This is a genomic window from Streptomyces sp. NPDC036984, from assembly GCF_055607665.1.
On sequence record NZ_JBVJRL010000007.1, the window covers coordinates 276,620 to 300,396 of the forward strand.

The 23,777-nt window shown below is 72.9% G+C and carries 20 protein-coding genes; 7 read left to right on the forward strand and 13 right to left on the reverse strand.

Annotated features, from left to right (window positions below; all coding sequences use genetic code 11):
- Window positions 1-239: 239 nt before the first annotated feature.
- Complete coding sequence (gene pyk, locus ACZ7DL_RS16525) at window positions 240-1,676, reverse strand: pyruvate kinase (protein ID WP_470774855.1); 1,437 nt, start codon at window positions 1,674-1,676, stop codon at window positions 240-242.
- Between the two features lie 218 nt (window positions 1,677-1,894).
- Between pyk and ACZ7DL_RS16530 the strand changes: the two genes are divergently transcribed.
- Window positions 1,895-3,700, forward strand: coding sequence for a bifunctional metallophosphatase/5'-nucleotidase (locus ACZ7DL_RS16530; RefSeq protein WP_470774856.1), 1,806 nt, complete (start codon window positions 1,895-1,897; stop codon window positions 3,698-3,700).
- Here ACZ7DL_RS16530 and ACZ7DL_RS16535 read toward each other — a convergent pair.
- The 7 genes from ACZ7DL_RS16535 to ACZ7DL_RS16565 form a co-directional block, all read right to left on the reverse strand.
- Window positions 3,697-4,845, reverse strand: coding sequence for a GDSL-type esterase/lipase family protein (locus ACZ7DL_RS16535; RefSeq protein WP_470774857.1), 1,149 nt, complete (start codon window positions 4,843-4,845; stop codon window positions 3,697-3,699). The genes ACZ7DL_RS16530 and ACZ7DL_RS16535 overlap by 4 nt on opposite strands.
- Before the next feature lie 48 nt (window positions 4,846-4,893).
- A complete protein-coding gene (locus ACZ7DL_RS16540) occupies window positions 4,894-6,306 on the reverse strand; it encodes a lysine N(6)-hydroxylase/L-ornithine N(5)-oxygenase family protein (protein WP_470774858.1) in 1,413 nt (470 codons plus the stop codon).
- Window positions 6,303-7,679: a pyridoxal phosphate-dependent decarboxylase family protein gene (locus tag ACZ7DL_RS16545; protein ID WP_470774859.1), complete on the reverse strand. Its 1,377-nt coding sequence runs from the start codon at window positions 7,677-7,679 to the stop codon at window positions 6,303-6,305. Before ACZ7DL_RS16545 ends, ACZ7DL_RS16540 begins: the two co-directional genes overlap by 4 nt.
- Before the next feature lie 174 nt (window positions 7,680-7,853).
- Entirely contained in the window at window positions 7,854-8,678 is an 825-nt protein-coding gene (locus ACZ7DL_RS16550; protein WP_470774860.1) for an NAD(P)H-binding protein, read from the reverse strand.
- Window positions 8,679-8,785: 107 nt separating this feature from the next.
- Window positions 8,786-11,290: an aminopeptidase N gene (gene pepN, locus ACZ7DL_RS16555; RefSeq protein WP_470774861.1), complete on the reverse strand. Its 2,505-nt coding sequence runs from the start codon at window positions 11,288-11,290 to the stop codon at window positions 8,786-8,788.
- A gap of 165 nt (window positions 11,291-11,455) precedes the next feature.
- Window positions 11,456-11,806 carry a chorismate mutase gene (locus ACZ7DL_RS16560; protein WP_470774862.1) on the reverse strand — a complete coding sequence of 117 codons (351 nt, stop codon included), beginning with the start codon at window positions 11,804-11,806 and terminating at the stop codon, window positions 11,456-11,458.
- 34 nt (window positions 11,807-11,840) lie between these two features.
- Window positions 11,841-12,731 (reverse strand): helix-turn-helix domain-containing protein, encoded by an 891-nt coding sequence (locus ACZ7DL_RS16565; RefSeq protein ID WP_470774863.1) that lies wholly within the window; start codon window positions 12,729-12,731, stop codon window positions 11,841-11,843.
- Window positions 12,732-12,858: 127 nt separating this feature from the next.
- On the opposite strand from ACZ7DL_RS16565, the gene ACZ7DL_RS16570 reads away from it, so the two are divergent.
- On the forward strand, window positions 12,859-14,616 hold the full coding sequence (locus ACZ7DL_RS16570; protein WP_470774864.1) for a glycoside hydrolase family 35 protein: 1,758 nt from the start codon (window positions 12,859-12,861) through the stop codon (window positions 14,614-14,616).
- Window positions 14,617-14,694: 78 nt separating this feature from the next.
- Complete coding sequence (locus tag ACZ7DL_RS16575; protein ID WP_470774865.1) at window positions 14,695-15,576, forward strand: hypothetical protein; 882 nt, start codon at window positions 14,695-14,697, stop codon at window positions 15,574-15,576.
- A gap of 257 nt (window positions 15,577-15,833) precedes the next feature.
- On the opposite strand, the gene ACZ7DL_RS16580 is transcribed toward ACZ7DL_RS16575, so the two are convergent.
- Window positions 15,834-16,739: an SDR family oxidoreductase gene (locus tag ACZ7DL_RS16580; RefSeq protein WP_470774866.1), complete on the reverse strand. Its 906-nt coding sequence runs from the start codon at window positions 16,737-16,739 to the stop codon at window positions 15,834-15,836.
- A 1-nt stretch (window position 16,740) separates the two neighbouring features.
- Window positions 16,741-17,544, reverse strand: coding sequence for an SDR family oxidoreductase (locus ACZ7DL_RS16585; protein ID WP_470774867.1), 804 nt, complete (start codon window positions 17,542-17,544; stop codon window positions 16,741-16,743).
- An 83-nt stretch (window positions 17,545-17,627) separates the two neighbouring features.
- On the opposite strand from ACZ7DL_RS16585, the gene ACZ7DL_RS16590 reads away from it, so the two are divergent.
- Genes ACZ7DL_RS16590 through ACZ7DL_RS16605 form a run of 4 tightly spaced genes read left to right on the forward strand, consistent with a single transcriptional unit; the run spans window position 17,628 to window position 21,018 of the window.
- Entirely contained in the window at window positions 17,628-18,371 is a 744-nt protein-coding gene (locus ACZ7DL_RS16590) for an enoyl-CoA hydratase family protein (RefSeq protein ID WP_470774868.1), read from the forward strand.
- Window positions 18,372-19,223, forward strand: coding sequence for a CoA transferase subunit A (locus ACZ7DL_RS16595; protein WP_470774869.1), 852 nt, complete (start codon window positions 18,372-18,374; stop codon window positions 19,221-19,223). It abuts the gene before it with no gap.
- A complete protein-coding gene (locus ACZ7DL_RS16600; RefSeq protein WP_470774870.1) occupies window positions 19,220-19,960 on the forward strand; it encodes a CoA-transferase subunit beta in 741 nt (246 codons plus the stop codon). The genes ACZ7DL_RS16595 and ACZ7DL_RS16600 overlap by 4 nt, the downstream gene beginning before the upstream one ends.
- On the forward strand, window positions 19,960-21,018 hold the full coding sequence (locus ACZ7DL_RS16605; RefSeq protein ID WP_470774871.1) for an NAD(P)H-dependent flavin oxidoreductase: 1,059 nt from the start codon (window positions 19,960-19,962) through the stop codon (window positions 21,016-21,018). The genes ACZ7DL_RS16600 and ACZ7DL_RS16605 overlap by 1 nt, the downstream gene beginning before the upstream one ends.
- 101 nt (window positions 21,019-21,119) lie before the next feature.
- On the opposite strand, the gene ACZ7DL_RS16610 is transcribed toward ACZ7DL_RS16605, so the two are convergent.
- The 3 genes from ACZ7DL_RS16610 to ACZ7DL_RS16620 are packed head-to-tail and all read right to left on the reverse strand — an operon-like array spanning window position 21,120 to window position 23,740.
- A complete protein-coding gene (locus ACZ7DL_RS16610; RefSeq protein WP_470774872.1) occupies window positions 21,120-22,277 on the reverse strand; it encodes an acetyl-CoA C-acetyltransferase in 1,158 nt (385 codons plus the stop codon).
- Between the two features lie 27 nt (window positions 22,278-22,304).
- Window positions 22,305-22,928, reverse strand: coding sequence for a TetR/AcrR family transcriptional regulator (locus ACZ7DL_RS16615; protein ID WP_470774873.1), 624 nt, complete (start codon window positions 22,926-22,928; stop codon window positions 22,305-22,307).
- A gap of 26 nt (window positions 22,929-22,954) precedes the next feature.
- Complete coding sequence (locus ACZ7DL_RS16620) at window positions 22,955-23,740, reverse strand: SDR family oxidoreductase (RefSeq protein WP_470774874.1); 786 nt, start codon at window positions 23,738-23,740, stop codon at window positions 22,955-22,957.
- Window positions 23,741-23,777 lie beyond the last annotated feature (37 nt).

Consider the following 23,777-nt stretch of genomic DNA (forward strand, 5'->3'; position numbering starts at 1 on the left):
TACACGTAGACGAGCCCTCGCGCTGGTGGCGCAGGGCCGCAGCCTGAGCTCCCTCAGCAAGGAAATGAGCATCTCCCGACATGCGATCACCTGCTGGCTGACCCGGAACCGCTGTCTCGAACACCGCCCTGCATCCGACGCCGGGACACGCCGGGAATCCCGGAAGATCCGGCATACGCCTACCTGCTGGGTCTCCACCTGGGCGACGGCTACATCGCCTCCAAGCCGAGGCAGCACTGTTACTTCGGGCTGTCGTCCTCGCCGATGTGGTGCACCCGGACCATGTTGGTCGAGCCGGAGACACCGGGCGGTGAGCCCGCCGTGATCACCACGACGTCGCCCTTCTCGCAGCGGCCGTACTGCAGCAGCAGCTCGTCCACCTGGTCGACCATGGCGTCCGTGGAGTCCACGTGGGGACCGAGGAAGGTCTCCGCTCCCCAGGTCAGGCTGAGCTGGGAGCGGGTGGCCGGCTCCGGGGTGAAGGCGAGCAGCGGGATCGGCGAGCGGTAGCGGGAGAGCCGGCGCGCGGTGTCTCCCGACTGGGTGAAGGCCACCAGGAACTTCGCGCCGAGGAAGTCGCCCATCTCGGCGGCGGCCCGGGCGACCGCGCCGCCCTGGGTGCGCGGTTTGTTCCGCTCGGTCAGCGGCGGCAGGCCCCCCGCCAGCATGTCCTCCTCCGCCGCCGCGACGATCTTCGCCATGGTGCGCACGGTCTCGACCGGGTAGGTGCCGACGCTGGTCTCGCCGGAGAGCATCACCGCGTCCGTGCCGTCCAGGACCGCATTGGCGACGTCGGAGGCCTCGGCGCGGGTCGGCCGGGAGTTCCCGATCATCGAGTCCAGCATCTGGGTGGCGACGATCACCGGCTTGGCGTTGCGCCTGGCGAGCTTGATGGCGCGCTTCTGGACGATCGGCACCTGCTCCAGCGGCATCTCCACGCCGAGATCGCCGCGCGCGACCATGAGCCCGTCGAAGGCGGCCACGATGCCGTCGAGGTTCTCCACCGCCTGCGGCTTCTCGACCTTGGCGATCACCGGGAGGCGGCGGCCCTCCTCGGCCATGATCCGGTGTACGTCGGCGGCGTCGCCGCCGCTGCGGACGAAGGAGAGGGCGATCACGTCGAAGCCGGTGCGCAGCGCCCAGCGCAGGTCGTCCTCGTCCTTCTTCGAGAGGGCGGGGACGGAGACGGCGACGCCGGGGAGGTTCAGGCCCTTGTGGTCGGAGACGACACCGCCCTCCACCACCCGGGTGTGCACACGGGGACCGTCGACCTCGGTGACCTCCAGGCAGACCTTGCCGTCGTCCACGAGGATGCGCTCGCCGGCGGTGACGTCGGCGGCGAGGCCGGCGTAGGTGGTGCCGCACCGGTTGCGGTCGCCCTCGACGCCCTCCTCCACGGTGATGGTGAAGGTGTCGCCGCGTTCAAGGAGTACCGGTCCTTCGGCGAAACGGCCGAGCCGGATCTTCGGACCCTGAAGGTCGGCGAGGATTCCGACACTGCGGCCGGTTTCGTCGGCCGCCTTCCGCACGCGCTGATAGCGCTCCTCGTGCTCGGCGTGCGTGCCGTGGCTGAGGTTGAACCGGGCAACGTCCATTCCGGCCTCGACCAATGCCTTGATCTGGTCGTACGAGTCGGTGGCGGGCCCCAATGTACAGACGATCTTTGCTCGGCGCATGGTTCGAGCCTAGGCCCTACCCGTGGGTAGAGAATTGGCGCCGAATGGCCACACAACAGACTTTGGGCAAAGGGTTATTGACAAGTGTTGAATTGTGCGGCCGCCCGCTCCTATGAGCGATGGTCACCAGATCGCAACCTCCCGGCCCTGTTGCCGTAGGTCATGCTCAGGTCAGAATCTACGCGCGTTGTTGAACCATGCGCCAAGGAGACCTGAAGATGCCGTTGAACCGCCGGAAGTTCCTGAAGAAGTCCGCAGCCACCGGGGCAGGAGTGGCGGTCGCCGGTGCGGCGGCGGCTCCGGCGGCCGAGGCGGCGGAGGCCGGCAAGCCCGGGCACCCCGTGAAGCGGTACTCGCTGACCGTCATGGGCACCACCGACCTGCACGGCCACGTCTTCAACTGGGACTACTTCAAGGACGCGGAGTACGCCGACAAGGCGGGCAACGCGATGGGCCTCGCCCGTATCTCCACCCTGGTCAAGCAGGTGCGGAAGGAGAAGGGCCGCTGCAACACGCTGCTCCTGGACGCCGGTGACACCATCCAGGGCACCCCGCTGGCCTACTACTACGCCAAGGTCGACCCGATCACCGCCAAGGGCGGCCCGGTGCACCCGATGGCGCAGGCGATGAACGCGATCGGCTACGACGCGGCGGCCCTCGGCAACCACGAGTTCAACTACGGCATCGAGACGCTGCGGAAGTTCGAGGACCAGCTCGACTTCCCGCTGCTCGGCGCCAACGCCGTGGACGCGAAGACGCTGAAGCCCGCCTTCCCGGCCTACTTCATGAAGACGTTCCACGTGCCGGGCGCCAAGCCGGTCAAGGTCGCCGTCCTCGGCCTGACCAACCCGGGCATCGCGATCTGGGACAAGGCCTACGTCCAGGGCAAGCTGGCGTTCCCGGGTCTGGAGGAGCAGGCCGCCAAGTGGGTGCCGAAGCTGCGGTCGATGGGCGCGGACGTGGTCGTCGTCTCGGCGCACTCCGGCTCCTCGGGCACGTCGTCGTACGGCGACCAGGTGCCGTACGTGGAGAACGCGGCGGCCAACGTCGCCAAGCAGGTGCCCGGCATCGACGCGATCCTGGTCGGCCACGCGCACGTGGAGATCCCGGAGCTGAAGGTCGTCAACGAGCAGACCGGCAAGACCGTCGTGCTCTCCGAGCCGCTGTGCTACGCCGAGCGGCTCACCCTCTTCGACATCGAGCTGGTGTTCAGCAAGGGCAAGTGGGAGGTCGAGTCGGTCTCCGCCTCCCTGCGCAACTCCAACTCCGTCGCCGACGACCCGGAGATCACCCGGCTGCTCACCGACGAGCACAAGAAGGTCGTCGCGTACGTCAACCAGGTCGTCGGCCGCGCGACCGAGACCCTGACGACCGTCGACGCCCGCTACAAGGACGCCCCGATCATCGACCTGATCACCAGGGTGCAGGAGGACGTGGTCAAGGCCGCGCTCGCGGGCACCGAGTACGCCTCGCTGCCGGTGATCGCCCAGGCCTCGCCGTTCTCCCGGACCTCCGAGATCCCGGCCGGCGATGTCACCATCCGGGACCTCTCCGGCCTGTACGTGTACGACAACACGCTGGTCGCCAAGCTGCTGACCGGCGCCCAGGTCCGCGCCTACCTGGAGTACTCGGCGGAGTACTACGTCCAGACGGCCGCCGGCGCGCCGGTCGACGTCGACAAGCTGACCAATGCGAACAACCGCCCGGACTACAACTACGACTACGTCTCGGGCCTGGGCTACGACATCGACATCGCCCAGCCGGCCGGGTCGCGGATCAAGAACCTCACCTTCAACGGGGCTGCGCTGGACGACGCCCAGCAGTTCGTGCTCGCGGTGAACAACTACCGTGCCAACGGCGGCGGCGCCTTCCCGCACGTCGCCACCGCCAAGGAGCTGTGGTCGGAGTCGACGGAGATCCGCACCCGGATCGCCGAGTGGGTGACCGCGAAGGGCGTCCTGGACCCGAAGGACTTCGCGTCGGTGGACTGGAAGCTGGTGCGCAACGGCACGCCGGTGTTCTAGAGGTCCAGCAGGGTCACGTCCACGGCGTCGGCGATCGCCTTCGCGCCGGCGTCGTTGACGTGCAGGCCGTCGCCGCTGTCGAACTCCGCGCGGATGCGGTCCGGTTCGGCCGGGTCCGCGACGGCGGCGGCGACGTCCACGACCGCGTCGAAGGGGTGCGCGTCGCCGAGCAGCCAGGTGTTGACCTCGCGCCGTACGGCCTGGCCGTCCTCGGTGTCGTAGCCCTCGTAGACCGTGCCCCGGTACGGGCCGAGAGTGGAGCCGATGACGGTGAGGCCGGCAGCGCGCAGCCGCTCGGCGAGGGTGGTGAGCCCGGCGATGAGGTCGGCCGCGGCGGGACCCTCGGCCGGTTCGGGGTGGGCGAGGAAGCCGGGCTGACCGAGGTCGTTCAGGCCGATGTGGACCAGGACGTGGCTGACGCCGGGGACGGCGAGGACGTCATGGTCGATGCGGGCGAGCAGGTGTTCGCCGATCCCGTCGGTGAGCAGCCGGTTGCCGGAGATGCCCCGGCCCACGATCCAGCCCCGGCCGAGGCGGCGGCTGAGCTGGGCCGGGAAGCTGTTGTCGCGACCCGGGGTGGTCGCCGCGCCCTCGATCCAGGAGTCGCCGAAGGCGACGGCGATGCGCGTGCCCTCGGGGGCCCGGACGTCGGCGCCGATCCCGAAGTGGCCGGTCGGCACCTCCTCGGCGTCCCGCAGGCGCTCGGCGGACAGCTGGTCGCCGGGCGCGGCGTGGCCGAGGTCGTAGGGCACCCCCGAGTAGGCGGTCGGGCCGGTGTCACCGGGCAGGTGGAGGGTGACGGTGAGTTCCTGCCCCGCGGTGACGGGCCGCTCGACCGGATCACTGACGAGTTCCCCGCCGGCCGGGATCTTGGCGGTGGGGCTCCCCTCGAAGGTGAGCGTGATGCCGGTCGCGGGGTCGATGCCGTGGCCGGTGGTGCGGGTGGCGAGGTGCGCTCCGCCGATCTCGACGGGTTCCCTGCCGTAGCGGTTGCCGAGGATGATCCGTACCGCCTCACCTCCTCCGGCCAGGCGCAGGGACTGTCTCAGGGTCTGGTCGGCGAAGCCGCGCGGTGCGAAGAGGTGGAACGGCTCGTCGGGGCTGATGACGGCGGTGCGGTGGGCGGCGATCCAAGTCGTGTTCATGGCACGCACCAACACCGCCGTCGGCCGGCTTGTTCCGGTCCCTGCCGCTCACCTTCCCTCGACGAGCGGTGTGAGCCGTCTCGGCCGCCGGACCTGCGGCAGCCGGGCCGCCGGCTCCTCGAGCCCGAACGACGTGAAGGCCGTGCGCAGCGGCAGCGGATACGGCTCTTTGCCGGTGAGCGAGTTGAGGATGGTCGCGCTGCGCCAGGCGGCGAGGCCCAGGTCCGGGGCGCCGACGCCGTGTGTGTGCAGCTCGGCGTTCTGGACGTAGACCGAGCCGGTGACCGAGGGGTCCAGGACGAGCCGGAACTCCTCGTCGATGCGCGGGCGTTCGCTGCTGTCGCGGCGGATGTAGGGGTCGAGCCCGGCGAGGATGCGGCCGAGGGGGCGTTCGCGATATCCGGTGGCGAGGACCACGGCGTCGGTGGTGAGCCGGGAGCGGCTGCCCTGCTGGAGGTGCTCCAGATGCAGCTCGATCCTGGTGGTGGCGATCCGGCCGGCGGTGCGGACGCGGACGCCGGGGGTGAGGACGGCGTCCGGCCAGCCGCCGTGCAGGGTGCGCCGGTACAGCTCGTCGTGGATGGCGGCGAGGGTGCCGGCGTCGATGCCCTTGTGCAGCTGCCACTGGGCGGCGACCAGCCGGTCCCGGACGGGCTCGGCGAGGGCGTGGAAGTAGCGCGTGTAGTCGGGCGTGAAGTGCTCCAGGCCCAGCTTGGAGTACTCCATCGGCGCGAACGCCTCGGTACGGCCGATCCAGTGCAGCTTCTCCCGGCCGGCCGGGCGGTGCCGGAGCAGGTCCAGGAAGACCTCGGCGCCGGACTGACCCGAGCCGACGACGGTCACATGCCCGGCGGCGAGGACGGTGTCGCGGTGCTCCAGGTAGTCGGCGGCGTGGACGACGGGCACACCGGACGCGTCGGCCAGGGGCCGCAGCGGGTCGGGCACGTAGGGGGCGGTGCCCACGCCGAGGACGATGTTGCGCGTGTACGTACGGCCGAGGGCCTCGGCCTCGCCGACGGCGTCGAGCTGGGTGAAGTCGACCTCGAACAGGTCCCGTTCGGGGTTCCAGCGGACGGCGTCGACCTGGTGGCGGAAGCGCAGTCCGGGCAGCGCTTCGGCGACCCAGCGGCAGTAGGCGTCGTACTCGGCGCGCTGGATGTGGAAGCGCTCGGCGAAGTAGAAGGGGAAGAGCCGCTCGCGGGCCTTGAGGTAGTTGAGGAAGCTCCAGGGGCTGGTGGGGTCGGCGAGGGTCACCAGGTCGGCGAGGAACGGCACTTGGACGGTGGCGCCCTCGATGAGCAGCCCGGGGTGCCAGTCGAAGCCGGGGCGCTGCTCGTAGAAGACGGCGTCGAGTCCGGCGAGCGGGTGGGCGAGCGCGGCGAGGGAGAGGTTGCACGGGCCGATGCCGATGCCGACCAGGTCGCGCGGGCAGGCCGGCTCGTGGCGTGGAGGGTGGGTCATCCGGGGGTGCTTCCTTCGGCGAGTTCGGCGAGTTCGGCGAGTTTGAGCAGGTGGGCCAGGTCGTCCGGCCGGGTGTGGGGGTTGAGGACGGTGGCCTTGAGCCAGAGCCGGCCGTCGAGCCGGGCCCTGCCGAGGACGGCCCGGCCCTCGTGCAGCAGCCGCCGGCGTACGGCGACCACGGCGGCGTCGTCGGCGGCGGCCGGGCGGAACAGGACGGTGCTGATGACGGGCCGGTCGTACAGCTCGAAGCCGGGGTGCTCGCGGATCAGTGCGGCGAACTCGCGGGCCCGGGTGCAGACCTGGTCGACCAGGGCGCCGAGCCCGCCGCGGCCCAGCGTCTTCAGGGTGACGGCGATCTTCAGGATGTCGGGGCGGCGGGTGGTGCGCAGGGAGCGGCCGAGCAGGTCGGGCAGGCCGGCGTCGGTGTCGTCGTCGGCGTTCAGATAGTCGGCGCGCTGGTGGAGCGCGGCGAGCTCGTGCGGGCGGGCGACGGCGAGGAGTCCGGCGGCGACCGGCTGCCAGCCCAGCTTGTGCAGGTCGAGGGTGACGGTGTGGGCGGCTTCGAGGCCGGCGAGTTTGTCGCGGTGCCGGTCGCTGAAGAGGAGGCCGCCGCCGTAGGCCGCGTCGATGTGCAGCCGGGCGCCGTGGGCGGTGCACAGGCCGGCGATCTCGGGCAGCGGGTCGATGAGTCCGGCGTCGGTGGTGCCGGCGGTGGCGGCGACCAGCAGCGGGCCGGGGAGGAAGGTGAGGGCCTGGTCGAGGGCGGCCGGGTCCAGGGTGCCGTTCGGCGCCGGGATGACGACCGGGTCGGGCAGGCCGAGCAGCCAGGCGGCGCGCGGCAGCGAGTGGTGGGCGCCCGCGCCGCACACCAGGCGCACGCCGGCGCCGTGCGCCTCGCGGGCGAGCAGCAGGGCGAGCTGGTTGGACTCGGTGCCTCCGGTGGTGACGAGGGCGTCGGCGAGGCCGGTCGTGCGGGCGAGGGTGCGGGTGACCGCGGCCTCCAGGGCGGAGGCTGCCGGCGCCTGGTCCCAGGAGTCCAGGGACGGGTTGAGGGCGCTCGCGGCGAGGTCGGCGGCGGTGGCCACGGCGAGCGGCGGGCAGTGCAGATGGGCCGCGCACAGCGGGTCGGCGGGGTCGGCGGCGCCCGCGGCGAGGGCGTGCACGAGCGTGCGCAGCGCGTCGGGGTCGCCGGTGTCCGGCAGGACGTCCCCGAGGGCGTCGGCGACACGTGCGGCGACGTCCTCCGGTCCGCCGCCGGGCAGCGGTCCGCCGCGCTCGCGGCCGCCGGCTTCGAGCGCGTCGAGCACGGTACCGAGGAGGGGCCGCAGGGCGTCGGGGCCGGCGGGGCCGGAGGCGAGGGGCGGCAGGCTCATGGGCTCTCCTCCGGGCAGGGGAACGTCCGGCGGGCTTTCGGGGCCCGCGGGTTCCGACTGTGGGTGGAGTTCCAGCTTGTACCGGAAGAGAGCCCTGTGTCCCGAAAGCCCGGCGAACGGAACCCGAAAGTGTGTACTGCCTTACCGGGAAGAGGCGTTGGGGCCGCTCGGGGCCTATGCCCGGAAGTCCCCGGCGTGGTCCCGGGCCCACTGGGCGAAGCTGCGGGCCGGGGCGCCGGTGAGCTCCTCCACCGTGCCGGTGATCTCCGGGGGCACCCCGACGGTCTCCGCGAAACTCGCCAGCAGCCGTTCGAGCATGGGCGGCGGCACGTGCGGGAACAGCTCCGGACCCACCTCGGCGGGGTCGGTCTCCACGAACGTCAGCTTCCTGCCGAGCGCCTCCCCGATCGTCGCGACCTGGTCGGCGTTGCTGGTCGCGCCGGGTCCGGTCAGCCGGTGCACGGCCCCCTCGTGCCCGCCGTCGAGCAGGACGCGCTCGGCGACGGCCGCGATGTCGTCCTCGTGGATGGGTGCGAAGAGCCCGTCGGCGAAGACGCCCCGGACGGTGTCGCCCTCCCGGATCTGCGGCGCCCACTGGAGCGCGTTGGTGGCGAACGCGTTGGGGCGCAGGAAGGTCCAGGCGAGCCCGCTGTCGCGGATCTGCCGCTCGACGGTGGCGTGCATGACGTGGATGGGGTGGGTCTCGTCGGCACCCTCCTGGATGATGCCGCTGGAGAGCAGGACGACGTGCCGCACCCCGTGCGCACGGGCCGCCTCCAGCAGCGGCGCGGTGCCGGCCTGCGCGTACAGGAAGAGCTGTGCCGCGCCGGCGAACAGGGCGGCGGGGTCGTCGGGTCGGAACCGCACCACCTCGGCCGCCTCGGGCAGCGCGGCCCGCCGCGGGTCGCGGGTCAGCGCCCGGACGGGCTGCCCCGCGGCGAGGAGACGGTCGACGAGGGCACGGCCGACGTTGCCGGTCGCGCCGGTCACTACGATCATGGTGCTGCCTCCACAGGCTCGGTCGATCACTGACCGCCCGAGCCTAGGAAGGCCGGCCGGCCCGCCGCATCGTCGGCAGGGACCAGCCGCGTCCTACGTCGCCGGACCTACTCCGCCTCCTGCTCCGCCTCCTGCTCGCCGCGCACCCGCAGCGCGCGGGACAGGTCGTCCAGCCGGTCGGCGAGGGTGCGCCGCAGGGCCGGGGTGAGGTCGGCGTCGCGCAGGCATGCCTCGCCGAGCCGCAGGTTCTCGGCGTCGACGGCGTGGGCCGGGAAGCAGTAGCGGCCGACGGCGACGGCGATGGCGGGACCGCGGCGGGCGGCGAGGGCGACCGCGTCCTCGTAGAAGCGCGGCACGTACGCGCGTACCAGCTCGGCCTGTTCGGGCTGCCAGAAGCCCTGTGCGGTGGCCCTGAAGAGGTAGTTGGACAGGTCGTCGCCGGTGAACATCGCCTCCCAGGCCGCGCGCTTGGCCTCCGCGTCGGGCAGCGCGGCCCGGCAGCGGGCGGCGCCCTCCTGGCCGGTGGCGCTCGGGTCGCGGTCCAGTTCGGCGGCGATGGCGGCCTCGTCGGTGGCGCCGAGCACGGCGAGCCGGGCGAGGATGCGCCAGCGCAGCTCCGGGTCGAGTTCCGGTCCGCCGGGCACCGTGCCGTCGGCGAGCCAGGCGGCGATGGTCTCCGGGTGGGCGGCCACGCTGATCAGGTGCCGTACGGCGATCAGCCGGAGGCCGGGGTGGTCGCCGTCCTCGGTGCGGCGCAGCAGGTCGCGGCAGAGCGAGGTGAGGGTGGCCAGGGCGGCCGGGCGGTCCTGGGGCGCCAGGTACTGCTCGGTGAGCTGATCGACGGCGAAGGCGAGGACACCCTGGGCGAGGGCCAGGTCCGTCTCGCGGGGCAGGTGGGCGCGGGCCGTCTCCAGGTAGGCGACGGGCGGGAGTTCGCCGTCGCGGACGGCGTCCCTGAGGGCGTTCCAGACCACCGCGCGGGTGAGCGGGTCGGGCAGGCCGGACAGGCTGGTGCGGATCGTCTCGAAGGACGAGGCGTCGAAGCGGACCTTGGCGTAGGTGAGGTCGCCGTCGTTGAGGAGGACCAGCGCGGGACGCTTGCCGATGGGCTGCGGGGCGGCCTGCGGGACGTCGAGGTCGATGCGCTCGCGCAGCACCAGCCGGCCCTCGTCGGCGACATCGTGGTCGTACAGGCCGGCGCTGAGGCGGTGCGGGCGGCTGCCCGCGCGGTCGGCGGTCAGCGTGCAGGTGCCCTCGGCGGCGGCGATCACCGGGGTGAGCGTGTCGACGCCGGTGGTGCGCAGCCAGCTCTCGGCCCAGGCGTGCACGTCGCGGTCGGTGGCCGAGGCGAGCGAGTCGATGAAGTCGGCGAGGGTGGCGTTGCCGAACTTGTGCCGCTTGAAGTGGGTGTTGATGCCGGCGAGGAAGTCCTTCTCGCCGAGCCAGGCGGCCAGCTGGCGCAGTGCGGAGGCGCCCTTGGCGTAGGAGATGCCGTCGAAGTTAAGCAGGGCGGAGGCCGTGTCGTCGACGTTCTCGGGGGCGACCGGGTGGGTGGTGGGCCGCTGGTCGGCGTCGTAGCCCCAGGCCTTGCGGGTGACGCCGAACTCGGTCCAGGGGTCGGTGAAGCGGGTGGCCTCGGCGGTGGTCTGGTAGCCCATGTACTCGGCGAAGGACTCGTTCAGCCAGATGTCGTCCCACCACTTGAGGGTGACGAGGTCGCCGAACCACATGTGGGCCATCTCGTGCGCGATGACCATGGCGCGGGTCTGCCGCTCGGTGTCTGTGACGGCGGAGCGGTAGACGAAGTCGTCGCGGAAGGTGACCAGGCCCGGGTTCTCCATGGCGCCCGCGTTGAACTCCGGGACGAACGCCTGGTCGTAGGAGTCGAAGGGGTACGGCTCCTCGAACTTCTCGTGGTAGCGGTCGAAGCACGCGCGCGTGATGTCGAAGATCTCGTCGGCGTCGACGTCGAGGTGGGGCGCGAGCGAGCGGCGGCAGTGGATGCCGAAGGGCAGCCCGCGGTGCTCGGTGCGCACCGAGTGCCACGGGCCGGCGGCGACGGCGACCAGGTAGGTGGGGATCAGCGGGGTGGGCGCGGCCTGCCAGAGGCCGTCGCCGCGGTGCTCGGTGACGCCGTTGGCGAGGACGGTCCAGCCCGCGGGCGCCTTCACGGAGACCTCGAAGACGGCTTTCAGGTCGGGCTGGTCGAAGGCGGCGAAGATGCGCTGGACGTCGTCCATGAACATCTGCGTGTAGACGTACGTCTCGCCGTCGCTCGGGTCGGTGAAGCGGTGCATGCCCTCGCCGGTGCGGGAGTAGCGCATGACCGCGTGGACGCGTAGCTCGTGCTCGCCGGCGCCGAGGTTCTTCAGCGGCAGCCGGTCCTCGCTCAGCGACTCGGGGTCGAGCGGCTGTCCGTCGAGCGTGACGCTGCGCAGCTCGGCGGGCTTCAGCTCGACGAACGTGTCCCCGTCGGACCGGGCGGTGAACCGGATCTCGGTACGGGAGTCGAAGGTCTCGTCACCGGTCGTGAGGTCCAGTTCGACCGTGTACCGGTGGACGTCGAGGAACTGTGCTCGGAGCTGCGCTTCGCCGCGCGTGAGTACGGACATGCAGGCCATGCTGCCTGATAGGACCGACAGCGCACAGGGGTGGATCGGTACACGGCATTTGTCCCCCGCGTGCGCCCCGCGTCGGTTCCCCGGTCAGCCCCGTGCCGAGTGCGCCGACCTGCCCCCGCTCGCGTGCGCCTGCCGGGCCGTTCCCGCGCGCGCCGGTCAGTCCTGGTCCGCCGGCTGCCCGTTCTGGGTGTCCTCGGCGATCCGCTCGTGGTGCCGGATCACCTCGGCGATGATGAAGTTCAGGAACTTCTCGGCGAACGCAGGATCGAGCTTGGCGTTCTCGGCGAGGCGGCGCAGCCGTTCGATCTGCCGGGCCTCACGGGCCGGGTCGGCGGGCGGCAGCTGGTGCAGCGCCTTGAGCCGGCCCACCTGCTGGGTGGCCTTGAAACGCTCGGCGAGCATGTGGACGACGGCCGCGTCGATGTTGTCGATGCTGTCGCGCAGCCGCTCCAGTTCCTGGCGGACCTCGGGGTCCACGGCACCGGTCCCGGTGTTGCTGGTGGTCATGAGGGTCAACCCTATGCGCTGCAGGGGCCGGGCCCTACGGGGTGTCCGGAGACTGGATCATCGGCGGATCGCCGGGATCCGGAACGCGGTCGCTCCAGCCTCCGGGGACGCTGCGGCCCTGCTGGGCCCGGAACCGGACGGGGGCGAGGCCCACCCGGCGGGTGAACAGCCGGGAGAAGTAGGCGGGGTCGTCGTAGCCGACACGGCGGGCGACGGCCGCGACGGGCAGATCCGTGCCGGCGAGGAGTTCCTTGGCCCGGCCGAGACGGATGCCGAGCAGATAGTCCTTGGGGCTGCACCCGGCCGCCCGGCGGACCGCGCCGCGCAGCTCGGCGGTGCTCATGCCGTGCCGGGCGGCGTGGTCGGCGACGCTCAGCCGGGTGCAGGCGTCCCGGGCCAGGGCCGTGAGCACCTGGTCGCCGTCGGGGGCGAGGTCGGCGCGGGCCCTGCGCAGGGCGACGAGGAGTTCGTGGACGGCGGCGCCGGTCTCCACCTCGAGCAGCGGGTTGCCGCGGCGGGCGGCGCGGGCGATGCGGGCGATGACCGTGCGGGGGCCGGCGGCGTCGGAGAGCGGGACGACGGGCCGGTCGGGTTCGATGTAGCCGAGGTCGCGGTAGGCCGCCGTGGCGGGCCCGGCGAAGTCGACGAAGCCCTCGTCCCAGCCGGTGTCCGCATCGGGCGCGTAGTGGTGGGGCACGCCGGGGGTGAGCCAGAGCAGCGCGGGCGCGGTGACGGTCGTACGGCGGCCGTCGGCGCCCCGGTACCAGCCGCGGCCCGAGCTGATCACCACGGCCACGTGGTGGTCGAGGGTGCGCGGGCCGACCGTGGGCAGCGCGCCGTGCTGGAGACCGACGCCGAGGCAGACCAGGCCGAGGCGGTGGTGGGCGGGGCCGGGGCTGAAGAACCGCATCCAGGTCTGGTACATCGGCGCTCCTCCCGGCGTGCTGTGCGGCGCGTTTTTGTCCAAGCAGCGCCGATCTTCGTCCATGGTGCTGATCGCCGGAAGGGGTGAGGCTGGAGCGCATGAGCGAGGTCGCGTGGGGGGAAGGCGCATGAGCGAGTTTTCGGTGGGGGGATCCGAGTTCCTGCTGGACGGGCGCCCGGTGCGGCTGCTGTCCGGGGCGCTGCACTACTTCCGGGTGCACGAGGCGCAGTGGGGGCACCGGCTGGCGATGCTGCGGGCGATGGGCCTGAACTGCGTGGAGACGTACGTCCCGTGGAATCTGCACCAGCCGCGCCCGGGGACGTTCCGGGACGTGCAGGCGGTCGGCCGGTTCCTCGACGCGGTCCGCGAGGCGGGTCTGTGGGCGATCGTGCGACCGGGGCCGTACATCTGCGCCGAGTGGGAGAACGGCGGGCTGCCGGCCTGGCTGACGGGCGAGCCGGGCACGCGCGCGCGTACGCGTGACGAGCGCTACATGTTCCACGTCCGGAACTGGTTCCGCCGGCTGCTGCCCGAGATCGTGCCCCGGCAGCTGGACCGCGGCGGTCCCGTGATCATGGTCCAGGTGGAGAACGAGTACGGCAGCTACGGCAGTGACACCGGCTATCTTGAGGAGCTGGCCGGCCTGCTGCGCGACGAGGGGGTCACCGCTGCGCTGTTCACCTCGGACGGTCCCGAGGACCACATGCTGACCGGGGGCTCGCTGCCCGGGGTGCTCGCCACGGTGAACTTCGGCTCCCACGCGCGCGAGGCGTTCGGCACGCTGCGCCGCCACCGCCCGAACGGCCCGCTGATGTGCATGGAGTTCTGGTGCGGCTGGTTCGACCACTGGTCCGGCGAGCACGTCGTACGGGATCCGGCCGAGGCCGCGGAGGAACTGCGGGAGATCCTGGAGTGCGGGGCGTCGGTGAACCTCTACATGGCGCACGGCGGCACGAGCTTCGGGGGCTGGGCGGGCGCCAACCGGGGCGGCGGCGAGCTGCACGAAGGCCCGCTGGAGCCGGATGTGACCTCGTACGACTACGACGCGCCCGTGGACGAGTACGGCCGGCCCACGGAGAAGTTCTGGCGCTTCCGCGAGGTGCTGTCCGCGTACCACCCGGGCCCGCTGCCCGGCCTGCCGCCGCGGCCCGCCGTGCTGGGCGCCCCGGCCGAGGCCGCGCTCACGGACTGGGCGCCCCTGGCCGGCGTGCTGGAGGCGCTGGGCGGCGCGGAGACGGTGTCCCCGATGCCGCCCGCCTTCGAGGAACTGGGCGTCACCCGGGGCCTCGTGCGCTACACGGTGGACGTGCCCGGACCGCGCCGGCCGTACCCGCTGACCGTGCGCGGGCTGCGGGATCTGGCGGCGGTGTACGTCGACGGTGAGCGGGCCGGGGTGCTCACCGAGGAGGAGCCGCGGCTGAAGGAGCCGGTCGCGGGCCCCGCGCGCGTGGAGCTGTGGGCGGAGTCCCTGGGACGGGTGAACTACGGTCCGCGGCTGGGCGAGCCGAAGGGCGTCACCGGAGGCATCCTGCACGAGCGGCAGTATCTGCACGGGGTACGCGCGCGTGGGCTGGATCTGGACGCGTTCGCCGGCGGAGTGGGCGCGGTGCCCTTCGGCGCGCTGCCGGGGGAGGGTGCGCCGGGGCTGTACCGGGGCACGGTCACGGTCCGCGGGGCCGGGGACGCCCGGCTGGAGCTGCCCGGCTGGACGCGCGGTTTCGTCTGGATCAACGGCTTCGGCCTGGGCCGCTACTGGTCGGCCGGCCCCCAGCGGGCGCTGTACGTGCCCGGGCCGGTGTTGCGGCAGGGCGGGAACGAGGTGTGGCTGCTGGAGCTCCAGGAGGCGGACCCGGACCTTCCGGCGCCCCGTCTGCTGCCCGTGTGACCGGCTGCCTTTCCCGCCTCCCGTCAGGGGTCCCGCCTACAGTGGAGGAGGAGTTCCGGCGTCTTTGGGGGTGCCGACGTGGCGAACGGCAAACCGGTCGAGCACGGCTACCCGCACCTGGAGACGGTGCGGGCCGCCGTCACCGCGCTGTACCGGCGCCTGTCCCGCGACACCATCCAGATGTTCTCGGCCAGCGTGGCCCCCGCCGAGGTGGCCTTCTGCGACACCGACGACCTGTATCTGGGCGCGCAGCGCGTGGCCCGGGAGATCGTGCGGCACTTCCGGCTGCCGGACGCGCGGGTGATCGTCGGCTTCCGGGAGATGACTCACGCGGCGAACGTCGAACTGGCGGCGGGCCCCGAGTACTTCGTGGAGCTGAACGACCGCTTCCGCACCCACCGCAGGGACATCGGCGCGGCGCTCGCCCATGAGGTGGCGCACGTCTATCTGCACCGCCTGGACCTCTCGTTCGCCACCACGGCGGAGAACGAGATCCTCACGGACACGGCGACGACCTACCTGGGCGCGGGCTGGCTGCTGCTGGACGCCTACCGGGAGGACGGGGTCTCGTCGCAGAAGCTCGGCTATCTCACCCCGGAGGAGTTCGGTTACGTCCTGGCCAAGCGGGCCCTGCTCTTCGACGAGGACCCGTCCGTGTGGTTCACCAGCCCGCAGGCATACACCGCCTACGTCAAGGGGATGGGCCAGGCCCGCCGGGACGAGCAGCAGCCGCCGCTGACCGGGGCCGGCTGGGCGGGCCGCCGCCGCTACGCCCACGACCGCCGGCACGCCTCCGGCGCCCCGCCGTCGGCTCCCTACTCCTTCGTTCCCGACCCCGCCGGGCAACTCCGGGTCTCCTTCCCCTGCCCGACCTGCCACCAGCGGATCAGGGTGCCGGTACGGGGGCGAGTACGGGCGCGGTGCGGGTTGTGCCGGACTGTGCTGGAGTGCGACACCTAGGGGGCGTGGTGGCGTGCCCGGCCGGCAGGGGTGCGGTCGGCGTGGCTCGGGGCCGGGTGGGCTTGGCCGCGCTCGACCGGCGTGGCCGGCGTGACCGGCGTGACCGGCGTGACCGTAAGGCATCGTCGTCCTTCACCCGCCCCGTCGTCGCTTAGCACGGCGCCCCCGCGTACCACGCCCTCGCCGCGTCACACACGCCACCGCTCCCCGCTCCGCCACCGCTCCCGCTCCGTCAGCGCTTCACGCCCGTCATCGCTTCACGCGCCGTACGCCCGTCCCGGCGGCTGCGCCGCGGCGAGGAGTTTCCGGGCCGCCTCTCCCGCCTCGGCCGGTGTCCAGCGGGTCCCCTTGTCGGTGGTGGGGCCCGGGCGCCAGCCCTCCATGACGGTGATCCGGCCGCCCTCCGCCTCGAAGACGCGGCCGGTCACCCCGGCACTGTCCGGCGAGCCGAGCCAGACCACGAGCGGGGAGACGTTCTCGGGTGCCATGGCGTCGAAGCCGGTGGCCGGCGCCGCCATGGTCGCCGCGAAGGTGCCTTCCGTCATCCGGGTGCGGGCGGCCGGCGCCACGGCGTTCACCTGGACGCCGTAGCGGCCGAGTTCGGCGGCCGCGACCAGGGTGAGCCCGACGATCCCGGCCTTGGCGGCGCTGTAGTTGCCCTGGCCGACCGAGCCCAGCAGGCCGGCCCCGCTGCTGGTGTGCACGACCCGGGCCACCGGGGTGCGCCCGGCCTTGGCCTCGGCCCGCCAGTGCGCGGCGGCGTGCCTCAGGGGCAGGAAGTGTCCCTTGAGGTGGACCCGGATCACGGCGTCCCAGTCGTCCTCGCCGAGATTGACCAGCATGCGGTCGCGCAGGAATCCGGCGTTGCTGACGAGGGTGTCGAGCCGGCCGTAGGTCTCGACGGCCGTGCGGATCAGGTCGGCCGCGCCCTCGCCGGTGGCGACGTCGGCGCCGTGGGCGATCGCGTCGCCGCCCGCCGCCCGGATCTCGGTCACGACGGCGTCCGCCGGACACTCGGCGTCCGGGGCGCCGTCCAGGGCGACGCCGAGGTCGTTGACGACGACCCGGGCGCCCTCGGCCGCGAAGGCGAGGGCGTGGGCGCGGCCGAGGCCTCGGCCGGCGCCGGTGACGACGACGACCCGGTCCGCGCAGATTCCGCTCATGTCAGTTCTCCTTGCGGGCAGTCGACGGGTCGGGGGCGCGGCGTTCGGCGGCGGCCGGCGCGGCGGTGTCCGGCACGGTGACGGCGTCGAGAAAGGCGGGGCGTTCCCCGCCCCCGTGGACGTGCAGGCTCGCCCCGCTGATGTAGCCGGCGGCGTCGGAGGCGAGAAAGACGGCGGCGGCGCCGACATCGTCGGGGCGGGCCAGCCGGCCCAGCGGGACGGTGCGGGAGACGGCGTCGACGCCGCCCGGGCCGCCGTAGTGGAGGTGGGCGAGTTCGGTGCGGACCATGCCGACCACGAGCGTGTTGACGCGGACCTCCGGCGCCCACTCCACGGCCATGGAGGCGGCCAGGTTCGCGAGTCCCGCCTTCGCCGCGCCGTAGGCGGCCGAGCCGGGCGAGGGGCGGCCCCCGCTGACGCTGCCGACCATCACGATCGAGCCCCTGCTGCGCTTGAGGTGCGCGTAGGCGGCGAGGGACGCGGTCAGCGGGGTGATCAGGTTCAGCTCGATGACCTTGGCGTGCCGTTCGGCGTCGGCGTCGGCGAGGCGCCGGTGCGGGGTGCCGCCGGCGTTGTTGACGAGGACGTCGAGACCGGGCAGTCCGGCGAAGAAGGCCCGGACGGCGGGCGCGTCGCGCAGGTCGAGGGGGATGAACTCGACCCCGTCCAGGGGGCGTTCGGGAGGTCTGCGGGCGCAGGCCAGGACGTGCGCGCCCGCCTCGGCGAAGGCCCGGGCGAGCCCGGCACCCACCCCTCGGGTGCCGCCGGTGACCACGACGGTGCTGCCGCGCAGTGAGTTGTCCACAGGCCCTCCCGCTTGTCTGCGCCGACTGCTAGCTTCGAAGCCGCACCTAACAAATGTTTGGTGGAAAGGTAGCTGATGCGCCCATGGGTGTCTCCCGTTCGTCCCCGGAAAAGGGGATTTCCGTGGTCACCGTCGACTACCCGCCGGTCAACGCGCTGCCGGTGGCCGGCTGGTTCGCGCTCGCCGACGCCGTGCGCGCGGCCGGCCGGGACCCGGAGATCCGGTGCGTGGTCCTGGCCGCCGAGGGGCGCGGGTTCAACGCGGGCGTGGACATCAAGGAGATACAGAGGGCCGGGCAGGAGGCCCTGATCGGCGCCAACGAGGGCTGCGCGGCCGCCTTCGCGGCGGTCTACGAGTGCGAGACGCCCGTCGTCGCGGCGGTGCAGGGCTTCTGCCTGGGCGGCGGGATCGGCCTGGCGGGCACCGCGGACGCGGTGGTGGCGAGCGAGGACGCCACCTTCGGGCTGCCCGAGCTGGACCGGGGCGCGCTGGGCGCGGCGACCCATCTGGCCCGGCTGGTCCCGCAGCACCTGATGCGCACGCTGTACTACACCGGGCGCACGGCGAGCGCCGCCGAGTTGCACGGGCACGGCTCGGTCTGGCGGGTGGTGCCGCGCGCGGAGCTGTCGGCGGCGGCTCTGGAGCTGGCCCGGGAGATAGCCGCCAAGGACGGCCGGCTGCTGCGCATGGCCAAGTCCGCCATCAACGGGATCGATCCGGTCGACGTGCGCCGCAGCTACCGCTTCGAGCAGGGCTTCACCTTCGAGGCCAACCTCAGCGGCCTGGCCGGCCGGGTCCGCGACACGTTCGGGAAGGAGGGCGCGTAGATGGGCGACAAGACGATGACCGCCGAGGAGGTGGTCTCCCGGCTGAGAAGCGGGATGACTCTGGGCATCGGCGGCTGGGGCTCCCGCCGTAAGCCGATGACGCTGGTCCGGGCGCTGCTGCGGTCCGGCATCCGCGATCTGACGGTCGTCTCGTACGGCGGCCCGGACGTCGGCATGCTGGCCGCCGCCGGCCGGATCCGCAGGCTGGTCACCGCGTTCGTCACTCTTGACTCCATCCCGCTGGAGCCGCACTACCGGGCGGCGCGCGAGAGCGGCGGTTTCGAACTGACCGAGGTCGACGAGGGCATGTTTTCGTGGGGTCTCCAGGCGGCCGCGCACCGGCTGCCGTTCCTGCCGGTGCGGGCGGGGCTCGGCTCCGACGTCATGCGGGTGGGTCCGGACCTGCGGACGGTGACATCGCCGTATGCGGACGGGGAGACGCTGGTGGCCATGCCGGCCCTGCGGCTCGACGCGGCCCTGGTGCATGTGAACCGCGCCGACCGGCTGGGCAACGGGCAGTACCTGGGCCCGGACCCGTACTTCGACGACCTGTTCTGCGCGGCGGCGGACGCGGCCTACGTCTCGTGTGAACGGATCGTGCACACGGCGGAGTTGACCAAGGCGGCCGCCCCGCAGTCGCTGCTGCTCAAGCGGCTCACGGTGACCGGTGTGGTGGAGGCGCCGAACGGCGCGCATTTCACGTCCTGCGCGCCGGAGTACGGCAGGGACGAGGAGTTCCAGCGGCGGTACGCGGCCACGCCTTGGCCGGAGTTCGCCGAGCGGTTCCTCGGCGGGGACGAGGCCGCCTACCGGGCGGCGGTCGGGGAATGGCGGCAGGAGCAGGGGCGATGAGGGCCACCCGCGCCGAGTACTGCGTGCTCGCCTGCGCGGAGGCCTGGCGCGGGGCCGGGGAGATCCTGGCGAGCCCGATGGGCCTGATCCCCTCGCTGGGGGCGCGGCTGGCCCGGCTCACCTTCGCCCCGGACCTGCTGCTGACCGACGGCGAGGCCCTGCTGGTCCGCCCGGACGGCACCGCGGAGGGCTGGCTGCCGTACCGGCAGCACCTGGCGCTGGTGGCGGCCGGCCGGCGGCACGTGATGATGGGCGCGAGCCAGCTCGACCGGTACGGCAACCAGAACATCTCATGCATCGGCGACTGGCCGCGCCCCCGCAGACAGCTGCTCGGCGTGCGCGGCGCCCCGCTCAACACGCTGAACAATCCGACGAGTTACTGGGTTCCCCGGCATTCCCGGCGGGTGTTCGTGGAACGGGTCGACATGGTGTGCGGGGTGGGGTACGACCGTGCGGCGGAGCTCGGGGAGGCGGCCCGCTTCCATGGCCTCGTCCGGGTCGTGTCCGATCTCGGAGTCTTCGACTTCGCCACTCCGGACCACTCGATGCGGCTGGTCTCGCCGCATCCCGGGGTGAGCGTGGAGCAGGTGCGGGAAGCGACGGGGTTCCCGCTCGCCGTGCCGGACGAGGTGCCGTGCACACGGGAGCCCGAGGCGGAGGAGCTGCGGCTGATCCGTACGGTGCTGGACCCGGACGGGGCACGCTCGCGCGAGGTGCCGGAGGGGGTGGGGGGCTGATGGAGACCGCGCTCACCCGGCTGGTCGGGGTCCGCCATCCGATCGTGCAGAGCGGGATGGGCTGGGTGGCCGGGCCGCGTCTGGTCTCGGCGGCGGCGAACGCGGGCGCCCTCGGCATCCTGGCCTCCGCCACGATGACGCTCGACCAACTGCGCGACGCGATACGGGAGGTGCGGTCCCGTACCGACGCGCCGTTCGGGGTGAACCTCCGGGCCGACGCGGGCGACGCGGCCGACCGGGTGCGGATCCTGCTGGAGGAGGGCGTCCGGGTGGCTTCCTTCGCCCTGGCCCCCTCCCCCGGGCTGATCGCCGAGCTGAAGGCGGCGGGAGTGGTGGTGATCCCGTCCGTCGGCGCCCGGCGGCACGCCGAGAAGGTGGCGGCCTGGGGCGCGGACGCGGTGCTCGTCCAGGGCGGGGAGGGCGGCGGGCACACCGGCGAGGTGGCGACGAGCGTGCTGCTGCCGCAGGTGGTGGACGCGGTGCGGATACCGGTGGTGGCGGCGGGCGGCTTCTTCGACGGGCGGGGTCTGGTGGCGGCGCTGGCCTACGGGGCGGCCGGGGTGGCAATGGGCACGCGGTTTCTGCTCACCTCCGACTCGACGGTGCCGGACGCCGTGAAGGCGAGGTATCTGGCGGCGACGGTCGGGGACATCACGGTGACCCGGGCGGTGGACGGCCTGCCGCACCGGATGCTGCGTACGGATCTGGTGGCGGCGCTGGAGCGGTCGGGCCGGATACGCGCGTTCGCGCACGCGGCGCGGCGGGCGGCCGGCTTCCGGCGGCTGTCGGGGCTCACCGGGCGGCAACTGATCCGCGACGGCCTCGCCCTCAGGCACGGCAAGGAGCTGTCCTGGAGTCAGATGCTGCTCGCCGCCAACACGCCGATGCTGCTGAGGTCGGCGATGGTGGACGGCCGTACGGACCTGGGAGTGATGGCGGCCGGGCAGGTCGCCGGGGTGATCGACGACCTGCCGTCGTGCGCGGAACTGGTGGAGCGGGTGATGAAGGAGGCGGAGGAGGTGCTGACCGGACTGGCGGGGCTCAGAGCCGCTCGGTGATCGTCACGTCGGCCTGGCCGCCGCCCTCGCACACCGGCGCAGGCTTCCGGAGTTCGTGAGGCCCCCTGGGCCGAGCGGTGCAAGGGGCCTCGTCGTTGCGGTCAGAGCCGCTCGATGATCGTCACGTTCGCCTGGCCGCCGCCCTCGCACATCGTCTGGAGGCCGTATCGGCCGCCGGTGCGCTCCAGTTCGTGGAGGAGGGTCGTCATCAGGCGGGCGCCGGTGGCGCCGAGCGGGTGGCCGAGGGCGATCGCGCCGCCGTTGACGTTGACCTTGTCGGGGTCGGCGCCGGTCTCCTTCAGCCAGGCGAGGACGACCGGGGCGAACGCTTCGTTGATCTCCACGAGGTCGATGGCGTCGATGGTCAGGCCGGTCTTCTTCAGGGCGTGCGCGGTGGCGGGGATGGGCGCCGTGAGCATGCGGATGGGGTCCTCGCCGCGCGCGGAGAGGTGGTGGACGCGGGCGCGCGGGCGCAGTCCGTGGTCGCGGACCGCCCGCTCGGAGGCGAGCAGCAGGGCCGCGGCGCCGTCGGATACCTGGGAGGAGCAGGCCGCGGTGATGGTGCCGCCGTCGAGGACGGGGCGCAGGGCGGCCATCTTCTCCAGAGAGGTGTCCCGGCGCGGGCCCTCGTCCACGGTGACCTCGCCGCAGGGGACGGTCTCGCGGGTGAAGCGGCCGGTGTCGATCGCCCAGATCGCCCGCCGGTGCGAGCGCAGGGCGAACTCCTCCTGGGCCTCTCGGCTGATGCCCCACTGGGCGGCGATCATCTCGGCGCCGGAGAACTGGTTGACGGGCTGGTCGCCGTAGCGGGCGCGCCATCCGGTGCTGCCGAGGAAGGGGCCGTCGGTCAGGCCGAGCGGGACGGTGGCCTGCCGGGAGGCGAAGGCGATGGGGACCTGGGACATGTTCTGCACCCCGCCCGCGACCACCAGGTCCTGGGTGCCGGAGAGCACGGCCTGCGCGGCGAAGTGCACGGCCTGCTGGGAGGAGCCGCACTGCCGGTCGACGGTCACGCCCGGCACCTCCTCGGGGAGACCCGCGGCCAGCCAGCAGGTGCGGGCGATGTCCCCGGCCTGCGGCCCCACCGCGTCCAGACAGCCGAAGACGACGTCCTCGACGGCGGCCGGGTCGAACCCGGCCCGGTCCACCAGCGCTCTCAGCACCTGCGCGCCGAGGTCGGCCGGGTGGACCGCGCTGAGTCCTCCCCCGCGCCGCCCGACAGGTGTGCGGACCGCTTCGACGATGTAGGCCTCGGCCATGGCGACTCCCTCGTGAGGAAAGGGGTGTTATCCGCTGTGCTCTTCGCGTACGGCGATGCCGTCCAGCACCATCGACAGGTACTGGCGGGCGATCTCCTCGGGGCTGTGCCGGCCGCCGGGCCGGTACCAGGACGCGGCGACCCACACGGTGTCCCGCACGAACCGGTAGGTGAGCCGGACGTCCAGGTCCGCGCGGAAGACCCGCTCGGCGACCCCGCGTTCCAGCGTGCTGAGCCACGCCTTCTCGAACCGGCGCTGGGACTCGGCGAGGAAGGCGAACCGGTCCTGGGCGACGAGCTGCTTGCTCTCCTTCTGGTAGATCGCGACGGCCGCGCGGTGCCGGTCGATCTCCCGGAAGGACTCGGTGACCAGCGCCTCCAGCGTCCCGCGGGGCCCGAGTCCGGAGGCGAGGACGGTGTCGTAGCCGTCCCACAGCTCGTCGAGGAAGGTCCGCAGGATCTCCTCGAGCATCGACTCCTTGGAGTCGAAGTGGTAGTAGAGGCTGCCCGCGAGCATCCCGGCGTGGTCGGCGATCCTGCGGACGGTGGTGGCGTTGTAGCCGTGCTCGGCGAAGACCTCGGCAGCGGTGCTGAGGATCTCGCCGCGCCGGGCCGCTGCCGCGGTCACCTGGGGCTTCTTCTTGGTCGGCACGCACCCATTGTGGTCTGCTCCGGTCGTCAGGGGTGCTGGCTGCTGACGGCGACGACCTCGCCGGTCATGTAGGAGGAGTAGCCGGAGGCGAGGAAGACGATCACGTTGGCGACCTCCCAGGGCTGTGCGTACCGCCCGAAGGCCTCCCGTTCGGTCAGCTCGGCGAGCAGCTCGGCGGAGGTGACCTTCACCAGGTGGGGGTGCAGGGCGAGGCTGGGGGCAACGGCGTTGACCCGCACGCCGAACGCGGCCGCCTCGATCGCCGCGCACCGGGTCAGCGCCATCACGCCGGCCTTGGCGGCGGCGTAGTGGGCCTGTCCGGCCTGGGCGCGCCAGCCGACGACGGAGGCGTTGTTGACGATCACCCCGCCGCCGGTCTCCCGCATGGCGCGCAGGGCGGCCCGGGTGCAGCGGAAGGTGCCGTTCAGGGTGACGTCCAGGACGCGGGACCACTGCTCGTCCGTCATGTCGACGAGGGCCGAAGTGCCGCCGAGCCCGGCGTTGTTGACGACGACGTCCAGCCGCCCGTGCGCGGCCACGGCCGCCTCGAACAGCGCCCGCACCTGGGCCTCGTCGGTGACGTCGCACGGCACCGCGGCGACCGCGCCGGGGAACTGCCGGCCCAGTTCGGTCTCGTGCTCCTTCAGCCGGCGCGGGTGGGCGTCGCTGATCAGCACCTGGGCGCCCTCCTCCAGGAAGCGGCGTGCGGTGGCCCCGCCGATGCCGGTGCCGGCCGCGGCGGTGATGACGGCGGTGCGCCCGTGCAGCAGTCCGTGCCCGGGCTCGTAGGCCGGGCTCTCGACGCCTGTCATAGGGCCACGCTAACCTACCAAACACTTGTTAGGGAAG

Coding starts and splice junctions, on each gene's coding strand:
- pyk (WP_470774855.1), bottom strand. CDS start 1,676: ATGCGCCGAGCAAAGATCGTCTGTACATTGGGGCCCGCCACCGACTCG.
- ACZ7DL_RS16530 (WP_470774856.1), top strand. CDS start 1,895: ATGCCGTTGAACCGCCGGAAGTTCCTGAAGAAGTCCGCAGCCACCGGG.
- ACZ7DL_RS16535 (WP_470774857.1), bottom strand. CDS start 4,845: ATGAACACGACTTGGATCGCCGCCCACCGCACCGCCGTCATCAGCCCC.
- ACZ7DL_RS16540 (WP_470774858.1), bottom strand. CDS start 6,306: ATGACCCACCCTCCACGCCACGAGCCGGCCTGCCCGCGCGACCTGGTC.
- ACZ7DL_RS16545 (WP_470774859.1), bottom strand. CDS start 7,679: ATGAGCCTGCCGCCCCTCGCCTCCGGCCCCGCCGGCCCCGACGCCCTG.
- ACZ7DL_RS16550 (WP_470774860.1), bottom strand. CDS start 8,678: ATGATCGTAGTGACCGGCGCGACCGGCAACGTCGGCCGTGCCCTCGTC.
- pepN (WP_470774861.1), bottom strand. CDS start 11,290: ATGTCCGTACTCACGCGCGGCGAAGCGCAGCTCCGAGCACAGTTCCTC.
- ACZ7DL_RS16560 (WP_470774862.1), bottom strand. CDS start 11,806: ATGACCACCAGCAACACCGGGACCGGTGCCGTGGACCCCGAGGTCCGC.
- ACZ7DL_RS16565 (WP_470774863.1), bottom strand. CDS start 12,731: ATGTACCAGACCTGGATGCGGTTCTTCAGCCCCGGCCCCGCCCACCAC.
- ACZ7DL_RS16570 (WP_470774864.1), top strand. CDS start 12,859: ATGAGCGAGTTTTCGGTGGGGGGATCCGAGTTCCTGCTGGACGGGCGC.
- ACZ7DL_RS16580 (WP_470774866.1), bottom strand. CDS start 16,739: ATGAGCGGAATCTGCGCGGACCGGGTCGTCGTCGTCACCGGCGCCGGC.
- ACZ7DL_RS16590 (WP_470774868.1), top strand. CDS start 17,628: ATGGGTGTCTCCCGTTCGTCCCCGGAAAAGGGGATTTCCGTGGTCACC.
- ACZ7DL_RS16595 (WP_470774869.1), top strand. CDS start 18,372: ATGGGCGACAAGACGATGACCGCCGAGGAGGTGGTCTCCCGGCTGAGA.
- ACZ7DL_RS16600 (WP_470774870.1), top strand. CDS start 19,220: ATGAGGGCCACCCGCGCCGAGTACTGCGTGCTCGCCTGCGCGGAGGCC.
- ACZ7DL_RS16605 (WP_470774871.1), top strand. CDS start 19,960: ATGGAGACCGCGCTCACCCGGCTGGTCGGGGTCCGCCATCCGATCGTG.
- ACZ7DL_RS16610 (WP_470774872.1), bottom strand. CDS start 22,277: ATGGCCGAGGCCTACATCGTCGAAGCGGTCCGCACACCTGTCGGGCGG.
- ACZ7DL_RS16620 (WP_470774874.1), bottom strand. CDS start 23,740: ATGACAGGCGTCGAGAGCCCGGCCTACGAGCCCGGGCACGGACTGCTG.